Origin of the sequence: Mycolicibacillus trivialis, from assembly GCF_002102395.1 — a bacterium.
GTDB classification, from domain to species: domain Bacteria; phylum Actinomycetota; class Actinomycetes; order Mycobacteriales; family Mycobacteriaceae; genus Mycobacterium; species Mycobacterium triviale.
In genome coordinates this window covers 238764-252453 of sequence record NZ_LQPZ01000017.1, presented here as the reverse complement: position 1 = coordinate 252453, position 13690 = coordinate 238764, and the positions used below count along the sequence as shown (strand labels likewise).

Here is a 13690-nt window from a genome sequence, read left to right as displayed (position 1 = left end):
GCTGTGGTCGGGCACCAACTGACCCGGGAACCACAGATCGCACTGCACTTGCTCACCAGGTAAATGCACCAACCGATCGCACGGATCAGTTGGCGCGTACTCCGGGCGAATCCTTGCCACATTTTCGCTGAACCACGAATGCCCACCGGCCCAGCGCACCCGCTCAGCAATCACCGTCGCCGGCATCCTCGGATGACTTCTCAGCACATTTCGCACCGCCGGCTCAATCTGCGCCCACGCCGACGTCGTCACCGGCGCTCGCTCATACCGCGGCGGCTCATCGGCGCGCAGCGCCTTGGCCACGGTGTTTCGCGACAGTCCCAGCTCCCGCGCGATCGCAGCCTGCGACAACTTCTCCGACCGATACAACCGGCGGATCTCGGCCCAATCCTCCACAGTGATCACTCTCCAATCGAAGGGTGCTCACTTTTCGACCGGAATCACCTGCTCACTTTTCGACCGGAACCGACAGAGGGAGCGCGGATCCCGCCGAAGGTGGCCGGGATCGCACCGTGGCGCAGCAGGTCCATCCCCTCGATGTCATCGGCGCCGGCGACCATCCCCGCGATCAACGACCCGATCTTGAGCCCCGCGTTCGCGCCCACCTCGGCGTTCACCCGAACATGGCGGGCAGCAAGCCTTTCCAGACCGACCAGCTCGGCCAACCGCATCGCCGGCACCAGTCCCGCGTGCGACATGAGATTCGGGTCATCAAAACGTGCGTGAGTCTTGCCCGCGGCATGCAACAATTGCACTTGAGAGGTGCCCTTTCTACCAGGACGATCGAAGTGTCAGCAACTCCGATTTTCCCAGGTCAAAGGGCACTTCTGTTGTTACAACACACACTCGGCAACCATTCCATCGATGGATTCAGGCTGAGGCGGGCCTTTCACGGTGCCGGCCGACCGCGCGCGAAACCGATCAACGACTACCCATTCAGCTTCCTGTGGAAGGCCTCGGAGATCGCGAGGCCGGCGACCCTTCGACGCCACCAACCGGCTGCATTCCGCCCACGGTCGGGACCACTCGAGCCGAGTTCGCCCTACAGTGAACTAAGACCCACCAACGGCAATGATCCAGCGACTGGCCACCAGGCGGTCCCTCATCCCGACACAGCTGAAGGAAGCTTGCGAAACCATGGCGACGTCATGCGCATATTACTTCCAAGAGACCATTAGAAGTGCCGAACGTCATGGCATCGACCCCGACATGCTCCTGGCGGAGATCGGCCTCGACAGCAAGCAAGTCTTCGACCCGGCCTGGCGCGGCGACGTGGTCCTGCTCGCCCGTCTCGTTCAGTTGATGTGGTATTCCCTCGACGACGAGTTCATGGGCTTCCTCGGGCGACCGGCACGCCCCGGGACATTCGCCCTGATGGCCTACGGGATCATCAATGAACCTTCGCTGGAATCGGCACTCCGCAAGGGGACGCTGTTCTATCACCTTGTCACCGATGCGATGGCGATGACACTCGACGGCGATGAGAATTGCCTCAGCATGCGGATCGAATTCGCGTGCACGGAGCTCGACCCCAACCATTACTTCATCGAATTCTGGGCGACGATCTGGTACCGGCTCGTGGGGTGGCTGGCCGGGGCACTACCCCCGCTGGTGGCGGCGACGTTCGACTACCCGAGGCCGAACGAATACGCGGACGAACTGAAATACATCTTCCCGTGCCCACAACACTTTGACAGCGCGGCCACATCGATAGTCTTCGAACGCGCGTTTTTGCAACGGCCAATTGTCCGCACCCGATCTGAACTCAAACGGTTCCTCGCTGCGGCTCCGCTCGGCTTCATGTCGTCGCCCGCCGATGAGTTCAGCGTCGCACGGCGAGTCAGAACAACACTGCTGGGCACCCGAGACCTGCCGCTCGTCTTCCCTCCCCTCAGCTCGGTGGCACACCAAATGAACATGTCGGAGCCTACGCTGCGGCGCAGGCTCCGCGACGAGTCAACCTCGTATCGGGAGATCATGGCCAGCATCCGCCGCGACCTCGCCGTCCAACGGCTCCTCGGCAGCTCGATGCCGGTGCAACAGATCGGAGAGCTGGTCGGCTACGGCGAAACCCGAGCGTTTACGCGGGCATTCAAACGGTGGACGGGACACAGCCCCTCTTCCTACCGTGAACGTCTCGCCGACAAATTACGACCGCCGGCAACCGACGCCGGTTAGCCACGCCGCGGTTATGACCATCCAAGGCCACCGAATGGAACTCCTACGCCGGGAACACAAGTAGCCAGCACGTCGGACCGCGCGGCACCTCAATCTCTCTGCCATCGTGACCAGCATGCGGTCCGTCCAACGGCGCCCCTCCTGCACCGGGCTGAACCAGCAGCGGTTCCTCGACCCCGTCAGAGACGAGACGCCCCGGCCCGCCAACGTCATAGCGTCCTATCCCGGGGCCCTTAGGGAGTAAGCACAACCTTCACGACATCGCCGCGTGCTTGGGCGGAGATGGCCTCGTTGATCTCACTGAACGGCATCATGGTGATCAACTTGTCGTAGGGAAATTTGCCCGCCTTATAAAGATCGAGCAGGTAGGGGATGAACGTTTGGGGATCGGCGTCGCCCTCGACGATCCCCCGGACGGTCAGTCCGAGCAGCGGAACCTGGAACAATCCGATCGAAAAGGCTGATTGGGGGTCCGCGGGAACACCGAGCAGGCCCAGCACGCCGCGTACCCCAAGGGTCGCGGCGAGTTGTTCGGCGACGGAAGCGACTGCGGTGGTATCGAGCGCATAATCGACGCCACCGGGAGCAATATTTCGAACCTGTGTGACGAGATCGCCTGTGCCGGGATCGATCACATGGGTGGCACCGAGGTCGAGTGCCAAGTTTCTCCTGCTCTGGAGAGGTTCGATGACCACGATGTATTCGGCCTGGCGAACAACGGCTGCCAGCATCGCAGCGAGCCCCACCGAGCCCGCACCGGCGATGACGACCGTCGAACCGGGTTGAACGTCGAGCGAGTTGAATACCGACCCGGCACCGGTCTGAATGCCGCATCCCAGGGGTGCCGCGAGTTCCGCGGGGACTCCAGGCGCCAACTTCACTACGTTGCGCTCACGCGCAATCGCATGCGTGGCAAACGACGATTGACCGAAATAATTGGAGCCCAGTGCAGTCCCACCTGCACTGAGCCCCGATGAGCCGTCAGTCCGTTGGCCGCTGAAGTTGTATTCCATGAACTGGTGACAGTAAGCGGGCTCGTTACTGGCGCAGCGCGGGCATTTCGCGCAACTGTTGAAGCTGATCGCCACATGGTCGCCTGGGACCACAGTTGTCACGTCTGCGCCGACCGAGAGCACAGTCCCGCTGCCCTCGTGACCCAAAACCCCGGGCAACGGGAACGGAAGGTGACCCTCTCTGACGGCGATGTCGGTGTGACAGATTCCGGCTCCCGCGATCTGCACGACAACTTCGTCCGCCTCGGCAGCCTGGAGGTCCACCTCGGTCAACGTGAATGGCGCGCCCGCCCTCTCGACCACTGCGGCGAGAATCTGCATGACTTGCCCCTTCTGTTCTTTTTCTGACCTCCTTCGATTCTCGCCGACCGGGCCAGGTCCGCGCGTCTCCATAACGGACGGTTGTGAACCCCACGAAAGGGATAGACACCGAAACCGTCGGACGATGTGCCCTCGTGGGACTGTGATCACGGCGGCGACTGGTCGCGTTTCACCATTTTTCGCGTCCTGGCCGACCCGGGTGCTGGGGTGACCGAACGACTCCTCGAGGTCACAAGCAGATCATCGACTCAGTTCGGGGATTTCCTCAACCGCGCGCCTTGGCCCGCGACCGGCTGCGCGCCCGCGCCGTCGCGGAGAGCTCCACCTTGCGCACCCGCACCACCTCCGGGGTGACCTCGACGCACTCGTCGACCGCGCAGAACTCCATCGCCTGCTCCAGGTCCAAATCGATCGGCTTGGCCAGCGTCTCGATGACATCGGCGGTCGACGAGCGCATGTTGGTCAGCTTCTTCTCCCGAGTGACGTTGATGTCCAGGTCCTCGGCCCGCGGATTGATCCCGGCCACCATCCCCTCGTAGGTGTCCTGTCCGGGTTCGACGAAGAACGTGCCCCGGTCGGCCAGTTGCAGCAGCGCGAACGGGGTGATGGTGCCCGAGCGGTCACTGACCAGCGACCCGCTGTGCCGGGCCCGGAAGTCCCCGGCCCACGGGTGGTAGCCGTCGAACACCGCGTTGGCGATGCCGGTGCCGCGGGTCTCGGTCATGAACTCGGTGCGCCATCCGATCAGCCCGCGGCTGGGGATGGTGAACTCCATCCGCACCCAGCCGCTGGTGTGGTTGGTCATCTCGGTCATCCGGCCCTTGCGGGCGGCGGCCAGCTGGGTGATGGCGCCGACGTACTCCTCCGGGCAGTCCACGGTGAGCTGCTCGAACGGCTCGTGCAGCGTGCCGTCGACGGTTTTGGTCACCACCTGCGGTTTGCCGACGGTCAGCTCGAAGCCCTCCCGGCGCATCTGTTCGACCAGGATGGCCAGCGCCAGCTCCCCGCGGCCCTGCACCTCCCAGGCGTCGGGGCGGCCGATGTCGACCACCCGGATCGAGACGTTGCCGACCAGTTCGGCGTCCAGGCGGTTCTTGACCATCCGGGCGGTGAGCTTGTGCCCGGAGACCTTCCCGGCCAGCGGCGAGGTGTTGGTGCCGATGGTCACCGAGATCGCCGGCTCGTCGACGGTGATGCGCGGCAGCGCCACGGGAGCCGTCGGGTCGGCCAGCGTGTCGCCGATCATGATGTCGGGGATGCCGGCCACGGCGACGATGTCCCCGGCGACCGCCTCCTCGGTGGGGGTGCGCTCGACGCCCTCGGTGACCAGCAGTTCGGTGATCTTGGCGCTGGTGGTCGTCTCGGCGCCGTCGACCTCGCGGATCCAGGCCACCTGCTGGCCCTTGCGGATGCGGCCGTTGGCGATGCGGATCAGCGCCAGCCGGCCCAGGAAGCTGGAGGCGTCGAGGTTGGTGACCAGCGCCTGCAGCGGCGCCTCGGGGTCACCCGACGGCGGCGGGACGTGCTCGAAGAGCAACTCGAACAGCGGGTCGAGGTTGTCGCCCTCGGGCACCTGACCGTTGGGCGGGGCGACGGTGGCCGCGATCCCGGCACGCCCGGAGGCGTACAGGGTCGGCAGCCCCAGCGCGTGCTCGGCGGCCTGCTGCGCGGCCTCGTCGAGGTCGGCGGCCACATCGAGCAGCAGATCGTGGCTGGCCTCGACGACCTCCTCGATCCGCGCGTCGGGCCGGTCGGTCTTGTTGACCACCAGGATCACCGGGAGGTGCGCGGCCAGCGCTTTGCGCAGCACGAACCGGGTCTGCGGCAGCGGCCCTTCGGACGCGTCGACCAGCAACAGCACCCCGTCGACCATCGACAGGCCGCGTTCGACCTCGCCGCCGAAATCGGCGTGACCGGGGGTGTCGATCACGTTGATGACGGTGACGCTGCCGTCGGCGTGGTGGCGGTGCACCGCGGTGTTCTTGGCCAGGATCGTGATGCCCTTTTCGCGTTCCAGGTCACCGGAGTCCATCACCCGCTCGGTGGCCTCGCCGCGTTCGGCGGCCAGCGCGCCGGACTGGCGCAGCATGGCGTCGACGAGGGTGGTCTTGCCGTGGTCGACGTGGGCGACGATGGCGACATTGCGGAACTGCACCGGCCGATTCTGCCAGCGCGACGCGGTGATCGCGAAACCGAGACCGGCCCCGGTGACGTACTTCTCACCGCTGGTCGCGCGGGGTTCCGGCGCCTCGCCGCCCTGTGATTGTCCTGGGAGTGGGCGCCCGGCGGGCCCGACCACCCTGGCGGGATCAGGTGCCGACTGGCAGATTGGGGGCCAGCCCCATCCTGAACCGAGCAGCATTGCGCCGCGTTCCCGAGGCGGCGGGAAGGGAATCGCCGGTGACCCAGGCGCGTACCGCGGATCTGATGGTGATTTTCGGCATCACCGGGGATCTGGCCCGCAAGATGACGTTTCGCGCGCTGTACCGGCTGGAGCGACGCAAGCTGCTGACCTGCCCGATCCTCGGGGTGGCGGCCGACGACATCAGCGTGGCGGAGTTGATGTCGCGGGCCCGCGAGGCGATCACCGCCACCGAGGGCAGCGTCGAGGACGACGTGTTCGACCGGCTGGCGCAGCGTTTCTCCTACCTGCACGGCGATGTGACCGACGCCGGCCTCTACCGGCAGTTGGCGGAGAAGGTCGGTGACGCCGAACAGCCGCTGTACTACCTGGAGATGCCGCCGGCCCTGTTCGGTCCGATCGTCGAGCAGCTCGGTAAGGCGGGGCTGGCCGGCAACGCGCGGGTGGCGGTGGAGAAGCCCTTCGGCGACGACCTCGAGTCGGCGCGCCGGCTCAACGACCGGCTGCACCGGGTGCTCGACGAGGAGCAGATCCTGCGGGTGGACCACTTCCTGGGCAAGGAACCCGTCATCGAGCTGGAGTACCTGCGGTTCGCCAACACCGCCCTCTCCGAGGTGTGGGACCGGCGCAGCGTGTCGGCCATCCAGATCACCATGGCCGAGGACTTCGGGGTGGAGGACCGCGGCAGCTTCTACGACGCGGTCGGGGCGCTGCGCGACGTCGTGCAGAACCACCTGCTGCAGGTGCTCGCCCTGGTGGCGATGGAACCGCCGACCTCGGCCGGCGGCAACGAGCTGCGCGACAAGAAGGTCGAGGTCTTCCGCGCCATCCCCCCGATCGACGTCGCCCACTACGTGCGCGGTCAGTACGACGGCTACGCCGACGTGCCTGGTGTGGCCGCGGACTCCGAGACCGAGACGTACACCGCGCTGCGGCTGCAGATCGACAATTGGCGCTGGTACGGCGTTCCGGTCTTCGTGCGCGCCGGTAAAGGCTTGCCGCACAAGGTCACCGAGGTTCGACTGTTCCTGCGTCGCACTCCCCCACTGCCGTTCCTGCCCAAACCCGCGCAGGCCGCCCCCAACCAGATCGTGTTGCGCATCGACCCCGATCCCGGTCTGCGGCTGCAGATCTCCGCACTCGGCAAGGACGCGCTGCACCCGGTGCACCTGGACACCCTGTTCGCCGAGCAGCTCGGCGAGCTCCTGCTGCCCTACGAACGGCTGCTGCACGACGCGCTGCACGGCGACCGGCGCCTCTTCGCCCGCGAGGACGCGGTCGAGGAGACCTGGCGGATCGTCCAGCCGCTGCTCGATGATCCGCCCGCGGTGCACCGCTATGAGCGCGGCTCCTGGGGCCCGGACGAGGCGAACAAGCTGGTGCGCGGGTATCCGGGCTGGCAGCAGCCGTGGCTGGCCGACTCCTGACCGACGAGAGAGAGGACAACGCGATGCAGTTGGGGATGATCGGCCTGGGCCGGATGGGCGCCAACCTGGTGCGCCGGGCGATGCGCGACGGCCATGAGTGCGTGGTCTTCGACCGTAACCGCGATGCCGTCGAGACCCTGGTGGGCGAGGGTGCGGTCGGGGTGGGCTCGCTGGCCGAACTCAAGGACAAGCTGACCGCTCCCCGGGCGGTCTGGGTGATGGTGCCCGCCGGCTCGATCACCGATTCGGTGATCGACGAACTCGCCGAGACCCTCGACTCCGGCGACATCGTCATCGACGGCGGCAACTCCTACTACCGCGACGACATCCGCCACGCCGAGCAGTTGGCCGAACGGGGCATCCGGTTGCTCGACTGCGGCACCAGCGGCGGGGTGTGGGGGCTCGAGCGCGGTTACAGCCTGATGATCGGTGGGGACGCGGACGCGGTGGCCACCGTCGAACCCGTCTTCGCGTCGCTGGCGCCGGGCGTGGACGCCGCCGAGCGGACCCCGGGTCGCGACGGCGAGCCGACCCCCGCCGAGCACGGCTATCTGCACTGCGGCCCCAGTGGCGCAGGGCATTTCGTGAAGATGGTGCACAACGGCATCGAGTACGGGATGATGGCCGCCATCTCCGAGGGCCTCAACATCTTGCACCGCGCCAACATCGGCGCCGACGACCAGGCCAGCTCCGACGCCGAGACCGCGCCGTTGGCTCATCCCGAGTACTACCGCTACGACCTGGATCTGGCGGAGGTCGCCGAGGTGTGGCGGCGCGGCAGCGTGATCGGTTCGTGGCTGGTCGATCTCACCGCTGCCGCGTTGGTGGAGTCCCCCGACCTGGCGAAGTTCGCCGGTCGGGTCTCCGATTCCGGCGAGGGCCGCTGGACGGCGATCGCCGCGATCGAAGAGGGCGTGCCCGCACCGGTGATCACCGCGGCTCTGGGCTCGCGGTTCTCCTCGCGCAACCTCGACGAGTTCGCCGACAAGGCGCTCTCGGCGATGCGCAAACAGTTCGGCGGGCACGACGAGAAACCGGCTGCCGGCCTGTGAGACGCTCCGCCGCGATGGCGGCGGTGCTGCTGGTGGCCGCCGGCCTGAGCGGCTGCGCGCCGGGGTCGTCGAACTCGGCCGTGGTCGTCTACGCGGCCGCCTCACTGCGCCCGACGTTCACCGCGATCGCCGACCGATTCCAGCAGCAGAACCCCGGCGCCGCCGTGGACCTCAACTTTGGCGGCGCGGCCGACCTGGCTACCCAACTGATCGAGGGTGCCGGCGCCGACGTCTTCGCCTCCGCCGACACCGCCCAGATGCACCGGGTGACCGACGCCGGCCTCACTGTCGGCGACCCGGTCACCTTCGCGTCCAACACGCTGGTGATCGTGACCGCCCCGGGCAACCCGAAGCACATCGAGGCGTTCGCCGACCTGGCCCGCCCCGGGGTGGCGGTGGTGGTCAGCCCGCCACCGATGCCGTGCGGTGTCGCGACCCGCCGGGTCGAGGACCTCACCGGTGTTCACCTCGACCCGGTCAGCGAGGAACCCGACGTCGAGGACGTGCTCAACAAGGTGGTCACCGGCCAGGCCGACGCCGGTCTGGTCAACATCACCGACGCGATCGCCGCCGGGGACAAGGTCGACACGGTGACGTTTCCGGCGGCGGCCGAGGCGGTCACCCACTATCCGATCGCGGTGCTGCGGGATTCGACCCGCGACGAGCTCGCCCGGCGCTTCGTCGAGATGGTCACCGACGGGGACGGGCAGGAGATTCTGCGGGAAGCCGGCTTCGCCCGGGCGTCGGCCTCCGGGCTCAGTCCGCGTTGAGCGCGCGTGCCAGGTCGTCGAGCCATTCGCGGTCGGCGGGCACCCAGTCGACGTGGGGCAGATCCGCGGCACGCACCCAGCGCAGTGCGCCGTGATCACAAGCGCGCGGCTCCCCACCGCGGAGAAGCACCCGGTAGGCGCGCAGTGTCGTGGTGGCCGATAGGGCCACGTCGGCGCCGAGACGCTCCCCGACGGTGACGTCATCGACATCGACGCCGAGTTCCTCGGCGAGTTCGCGGGCCAGCGCGGCGGGCTCGGTCTCGCCGGGGCCGACCTTGCCGCCGGGCAGTTCCCAACGGCCGGCCAACTCGGGTGGCCGCACCCGCTGGGCCACCAGCAGCGTGGCCTTGCGGATGACCGCTGCAGCCACCACGATCTGTTCCGTCATAGCGAAGGACGTTATACCGGCCTATCGTCGAGGGATGGCTGTGTTAACCGATGAGCAGGTCGCCGCGGCGTTGCCCGAGCTTCCCGGCTGGGAGCACGCCGACGGTGCCCTGCGACTCTCGAAGAAGTTTCCGTCGTTTCTGGCCGGCATCGATGCGGTGCGCCGCGTCGGCGAGCACGCCGAGAGCCAGGACCATCATCCCGACATCGATATCCGTTGGCGCACCGTGTCGTTCGCGTTGGTGACGCATTCGGAGGGCGGGATCACCGACAAGGACGTCGCGATGGCACGCGACATCAGCGGCATCATCGAGAACTGATCGGCGCCGTGGTGCGCCGGCCGGCGACCGCGATCCAGGCCAGGGTGATCAGGGCCGCCACCAGGTAGACCAGCGCCGGCCACGCCAGGTACCAGGGTCGGCTGATATCCCAGATCGACGGCTGCGCGAAGCCCAACAGCCACGGCACCCCGATCAGCGTGAGTGCCAGCCAGCCCCAGCCGAGGAGACGGGCACCGGGCCGGTCACGCAGCGGGCCGTGGATCAGCCAGATCATCAACGGAACCAGCCAGACCCAGTGGTGGGTCCACGAGATCGGTGAGGCCAACAGTCCGAAGAGTTCGACCACCAGCAGCAGACCGAGCCGGTCGGGTGCGCCGCCGGCGGTGCGCAGCGCCCGCCAGGCCAGCCAAGCCAACACGGCGGTCGCGGCGATCGCACCCAGCAGCAGCGGGCCGTGCCCGACGTCGTAGCCCAGGATGCGGGACAGCCCGCCGCGCCAGGACTGGTTGAAGATGGTGGCGACCGGGCCGATCCGGTTGGCGTCGCCGAGCAGTTCGGTGAAGTAGTAGCCGACGGTGTCGCCGACGACCAGGTAGGACACCGCGATGGTGGCGGCGAAGACCACCGCGGCGAACGCCACCGTCGCCCAGCGCCGCACGCCCAGGAAATACAGCCCGGCGACCGCGGGGGTCAGCTTGATGCCGGTCGTCAACCCGAGCAGCAGCCCGGAGAGCCACCAGCGCGCGCTGCAGACCGCCACCAGCACCGCGAGCGCCAGCAGCATGTTGATCTGGCCGTAGTTCAAGGCACTGCGCACCGGCTCGGTCCAGATGCCTACCGCCGTCCACAGCATCGCGACACGCCGGGCGCCGGTGATGCCCAGGAGCCGCTGGCTGACGCGGACCACGCCGTAGAGCGCGGCGATGACGCCCAGCTGCCAGCCCAGGGCGACGACACCGAAAGGCACCAGGTGCAGCGGATAGAAGACGATCGCGGCGAACGGCGGGTAGGTGAACGGCAGCGAGAAGTCCGGGGTCTGTTCGGTGTAGGTGTACTCGTAGAGCGTGCCGGGGTGGTTGAGGGCGGCGGCACCGTCGATGTAGACGTGCAGGTCGACGAAGTTGGTGCCGTGCGGCACCAGATAAGTCCAGGCCAGCCGGGCGCAGACGCTCAGCGCCAGCAACAGCGGGGCGGCGTATCGGGGGAGCTGGCGACGGGGCGCCACGGATGAGGCGTCGATTCGCACGACTCTAGTCAGTATCGGTTTGGTCACCGGCATCGCTCACGTCAGTAACGGTTGAATAAATGCCACACGTGTCACTTGAGTAACTCCTGCAACGGAATACGTTCGGCGATGAACACGCCGTCGAACGAATTGGGGAACCACACATGTCCTTCACCCGGAGCCTGCTCACCGCCACCGCCGTCGTGGCCGGATCCTCCGCCGCCCTGCTGATGGGCGGCATCGCCAAGGCCGACACCGCTCCGGCCCCCAACCCGGCCGTTCCCGGCCCGGCCGCCGTGGAGCACCTCGCCGGCGTGCCGGCCGCCGCGCCGCAGCTGCTGCAGAACCTCACCGGGCTGCCGGCCACCGCCCCCGCCCCGCAGCCGCCCACCGCGACCGCCAGCGTCAACCTGCCGCAGCCCGGCCCGGCCGTCCCGCAGCCGGCGGCCGCCAGCCCGCTGCCCGGGATCACCGCAACCAACCCGGTCACCCCGGCCAGCCCGGTCACCGGTGCCAACCAGCTGGTGCCCAACGCGCAGTTCAACATCCCCAACGTGCCGGGCTTGCCGGTGCCGCTGCCCCAGCAGGTGTCGCTGCCCGGCGACTTCACCTCGCTGCTGCCCGGCGGCCTGCCCGCCGCGACCACCCCGGGCGCCGTGGGCACCGCGCCCGGCGTCGCCCCGGTGACCAGCCCGGTCGCGACCTCGCCGGTCGCCGGTCTGGTGCCGGACATGGCCAGCCTGATGCCGGTCTCCGCGCTGCCCTGACCCGACCGAACTCCACCCCCACCCACCACCGAACACGGGAGTAGATCGTGGCACGGACTTCGCACCTGACGACCGGCATCGCCGCCGTGGCCATCGCCTCGACGACGGCGCTGACACTGGCCACCACCGCGGTGGCCGACCCGGCCGCACCGCCGGCCGACCCGGCCTCGGCCGCGCAGATGCCCGGCTTGCCGGCCATCGAGCAGCTGAGCCCGGTGATCCAGCAGGCGGCCGCCGACCCGGAGGGTGCCGTGCAGTTGCTGATGGCCGCCGCCGCGGCGTTCAAGGGCAACAACGATGCGCCCGCCGACTCCAAGCAGGTGGCCGATTCGGTGGCCGACTTCGTGCAGGCCGAACCGGTCGCGCACATGCCGGCGGCGGCGGGGGTGGAGCCCGGGGCGCAGGCGCACCTGCCCACCGGGGTCAACCCGGCCAACGCCGTCGGCCCGGTGCCGATCGAGAAGCCGCACGCGATGGCCGCCAAGCCCACTCCGCCCGGGCCGGCCGACGCGCCGGCCGCGGCCCCGCCGGCCGAACCCGGTGAGGCACCGGGTGACGTGCCGGCGGTCGAGCCCGCCGCGGCCGAGGCCGCCGCGAACCCCGACTTCGGCCCAGACGCCCCGCCGACCCAGGAGTTCATGTACCCCTCCATCGGCACCGACTGCCTGGCCGACGGCGGCAACGTCATCGCCAGCGCGCTGTCGGTGGCCGGGCCGGCGAAGATCCCGACTCCCGGGCCGGGGCCGGGCCAGACCGCGTACGTGTTCACCGCGGTGGGCACACCGGGGCCGGCGGAGAAGCAGAAACTGCCGCTGAACGTCACCTGGGTCAACCTGACCACCGGCAAGTCGGGCACCGTCGCGCTCACGCCGCGCGACGACATCAACCCCGAGGGCCCGACCACGCTGACGGCGATCGTCGACACCGGCTCGGGCAGCGTGATGTCGACGATCTTCGGCCAGGTCACCACCAAGGACAAGCAGTGCCAGTTCATGCCGACCATCGGCGCGACGGTGGTGCCCTGACCGCCGGTCACTCGACCAGGTCGGCCTCCGGCGGGTACACCGCGCTGCCGGTGAACACCGTCAGGAGGCGACCCGGGTTGCCCTGCCAGGGCAGCGCCTGCAGCTGAGCGACGCTGCGGCGTCCGCCGAGGGCGCGCAGCATCTCGAAGTCGGTGAGTTCGACGACGATCGGGCTGCCGGGGGCCGACGGGTCGCCGAGCAGGACCGAGCCCAGCGTCGGGCCGACCAGCAGCACCGCGGGCAGCCCGTTGTCCCGGATGGCGCGGTCGAAGCTGGCGGTCAGGAAACCGGCCGCGACGGCGAATGCCGGATCGCCGGTGCGCGCGCCGGGCTCGCCGAGCGCGCCGCGCAGGTCGTGCTCGTGGGTGAGGGTGTCGAACACCAGCTGGCCGCCGATCAGTGGCGGTGCGTGTTCGAGGACCTCGGCGACCGGGGCGGCGGACTCGGCCCACGCGTCGAGCAGCTCGTCGAGGTCGTGGTCGGCGAGCCGGTCCACCTGGGCCTGGGTCCAGGACGGGGTGCCGGCGCCCTGCAGGTTTTGGGACAAGACGTCCTGGCAGACCCCGGCCAGATGGCTGACGGTCTGGTGCACGGTCCAGTCCGGGCAGGCCGGCACCGCGCGGTCGGCGACGTCGGCGCGGCCGCGCAGCAGCTCGTCGACGCGGCGGTGCACCAGCCGGTAGGCGTCGGCGGCGTTGAGGTGGTCGCTCATCGCGCGCGGACCCCGCCGGTCAATAGGCCATGAACAGGATCGCGTCCCGGTCGTACTCCATACCGGGATGCACGTCGGCCAGATGCTTCTGGACGATTTCGACCAGGTCGTCCTCGTCCTTGCCGACCATGGCCTCACCACAGGGGCATGTCAGGTGGGTCTTCAAGTCG

The 13690-nt window shown here is 68.5% G+C and carries 13 protein-coding genes and 2 pseudogenes; 7 read left to right on the top strand and 8 right to left on the bottom strand.

What is annotated here, in order from left to right:
* A pseudogene (locus AWC30_RS08315) lies at nt 1-396 on the bottom strand (helix-turn-helix domain-containing protein); the annotation flags it as partial.
* 74 nt (nt 397-470) lie between these two features.
* Nucleotides 471-755, bottom strand: a pseudogene (locus tag AWC30_RS08310) (IS1380 family transposase); the annotation flags it as partial.
* A 316-nt stretch (nt 756-1071) separates the two neighbouring features.
* Between AWC30_RS08310 and AWC30_RS08305 the strand changes: the two are divergent.
* A complete protein-coding gene (locus AWC30_RS08305; RefSeq protein ID WP_085109700.1) occupies nt 1072-2178 on the top strand; it encodes an AraC family transcriptional regulator in 1107 nt (368 codons plus the stop codon).
* 233 nt (nt 2179-2411) lie between these two features.
* Here AWC30_RS08305 and AWC30_RS08300 read toward each other — a convergent pair whose 3' ends face one another.
* The gene (locus tag AWC30_RS08300; protein WP_085109699.1) at nt 2412-3512 is read right to left on the bottom strand and encodes an NAD(P)-dependent alcohol dehydrogenase; all 1101 of its coding nucleotides are present in this window, start codon (nt 3510-3512) and stop codon (nt 2412-2414) included.
* 265 nt (nt 3513-3777) lie between these two features.
* Nucleotides 3778-5667 (bottom strand): translational GTPase TypA, encoded by a 1890-nt coding sequence (gene typA / locus AWC30_RS08295; protein WP_085109733.1) that lies wholly within the window; start codon nt 5665-5667, stop codon nt 3778-3780.
* 245 nt (nt 5668-5912) lie between these two features.
* Between typA and AWC30_RS08290 the strand changes: the two genes are divergently transcribed.
* Genes AWC30_RS08290 through modA form a run of 3 tightly spaced genes read left to right on the top strand, consistent with a single transcriptional unit; the run spans nt 5913 to nt 9123 of the window.
* Nucleotides 5913-7301, top strand: coding sequence for a glucose-6-phosphate dehydrogenase (locus AWC30_RS08290; RefSeq protein WP_264000179.1), 1389 nt, complete (start codon nt 5913-5915; stop codon nt 7299-7301).
* A 23-nt stretch (nt 7302-7324) separates the two neighbouring features.
* Nucleotides 7325-8353 carry a phosphogluconate dehydrogenase (NAD(+)-dependent, decarboxylating) gene (gene gnd, locus AWC30_RS08285; RefSeq protein WP_085109698.1) on the top strand — a complete coding sequence of 343 codons (1029 nt, stop codon included), beginning with the start codon at nt 7325-7327 and terminating at the stop codon, nt 8351-8353.
* Nucleotides 8350-9123, top strand: a complete 774-nt coding sequence (gene modA / locus AWC30_RS08280; RefSeq protein ID WP_372507084.1) for a molybdate ABC transporter substrate-binding protein — start codon at nt 8350-8352, stop codon at nt 9121-9123. Before gnd ends, modA begins: the two co-directional genes overlap by 4 nt.
* Here modA and AWC30_RS08275 read toward each other — a convergent pair.
* A complete protein-coding gene (locus AWC30_RS08275; protein ID WP_085109696.1) occupies nt 9110-9511 on the bottom strand; it encodes a (deoxy)nucleoside triphosphate pyrophosphohydrolase in 402 nt (133 codons plus the stop codon). The genes modA and AWC30_RS08275 overlap by 14 nt on opposite strands.
* A gap of 34 nt (nt 9512-9545) precedes the next feature.
* Here AWC30_RS08275 and AWC30_RS08270 point away from each other — a divergent pair, with 34 nt between their 5' ends.
* The gene (locus AWC30_RS08270; protein WP_085109695.1) at nt 9546-9830 is read left to right on the top strand and encodes a 4a-hydroxytetrahydrobiopterin dehydratase; all 285 of its coding nucleotides are present in this window, start codon (nt 9546-9548) and stop codon (nt 9828-9830) included.
* On the opposite strand, the gene AWC30_RS08265 is transcribed toward AWC30_RS08270, so the two are convergent.
* Complete coding sequence (locus AWC30_RS08265) at nt 9817-11070, bottom strand: mannosyltransferase (protein ID WP_085109694.1); 1254 nt, start codon at nt 11068-11070, stop codon at nt 9817-9819. The two genes, AWC30_RS08270 and AWC30_RS08265, sit on opposite strands and share 14 nt — an antisense overlap.
* Nucleotides 11071-11180: 110 nt before the next feature.
* Between AWC30_RS08265 and AWC30_RS08260 the strand changes: the two genes are divergently transcribed.
* Nucleotides 11181-11783: a hypothetical protein gene (locus AWC30_RS08260; RefSeq protein WP_085109693.1), complete on the top strand. Its 603-nt coding sequence runs from the start codon at nt 11181-11183 to the stop codon at nt 11781-11783.
* 47 nt (nt 11784-11830) lie between these two features.
* Nucleotides 11831-12808, top strand: coding sequence for an Rv1157c family protein (locus AWC30_RS08255; protein WP_085109692.1), 978 nt, complete (start codon nt 11831-11833; stop codon nt 12806-12808).
* 7 nt (nt 12809-12815) lie between these two features.
* On the opposite strand, the gene AWC30_RS08250 is transcribed toward AWC30_RS08255, so the two are convergent.
* Nucleotides 12816-13520: a maleylpyruvate isomerase family mycothiol-dependent enzyme gene (locus AWC30_RS08250; RefSeq protein ID WP_085109691.1), complete on the bottom strand. Its 705-nt coding sequence runs from the start codon at nt 13518-13520 to the stop codon at nt 12816-12818.
* A 19-nt stretch (nt 13521-13539) separates the two neighbouring features.
* Complete coding sequence (locus tag AWC30_RS08245) at nt 13540-13686, bottom strand: DUF1059 domain-containing protein (RefSeq protein WP_066857231.1); 147 nt, start codon at nt 13684-13686, stop codon at nt 13540-13542.
* Between the last annotated feature and the right edge of the window lie 4 nt (nt 13687-13690).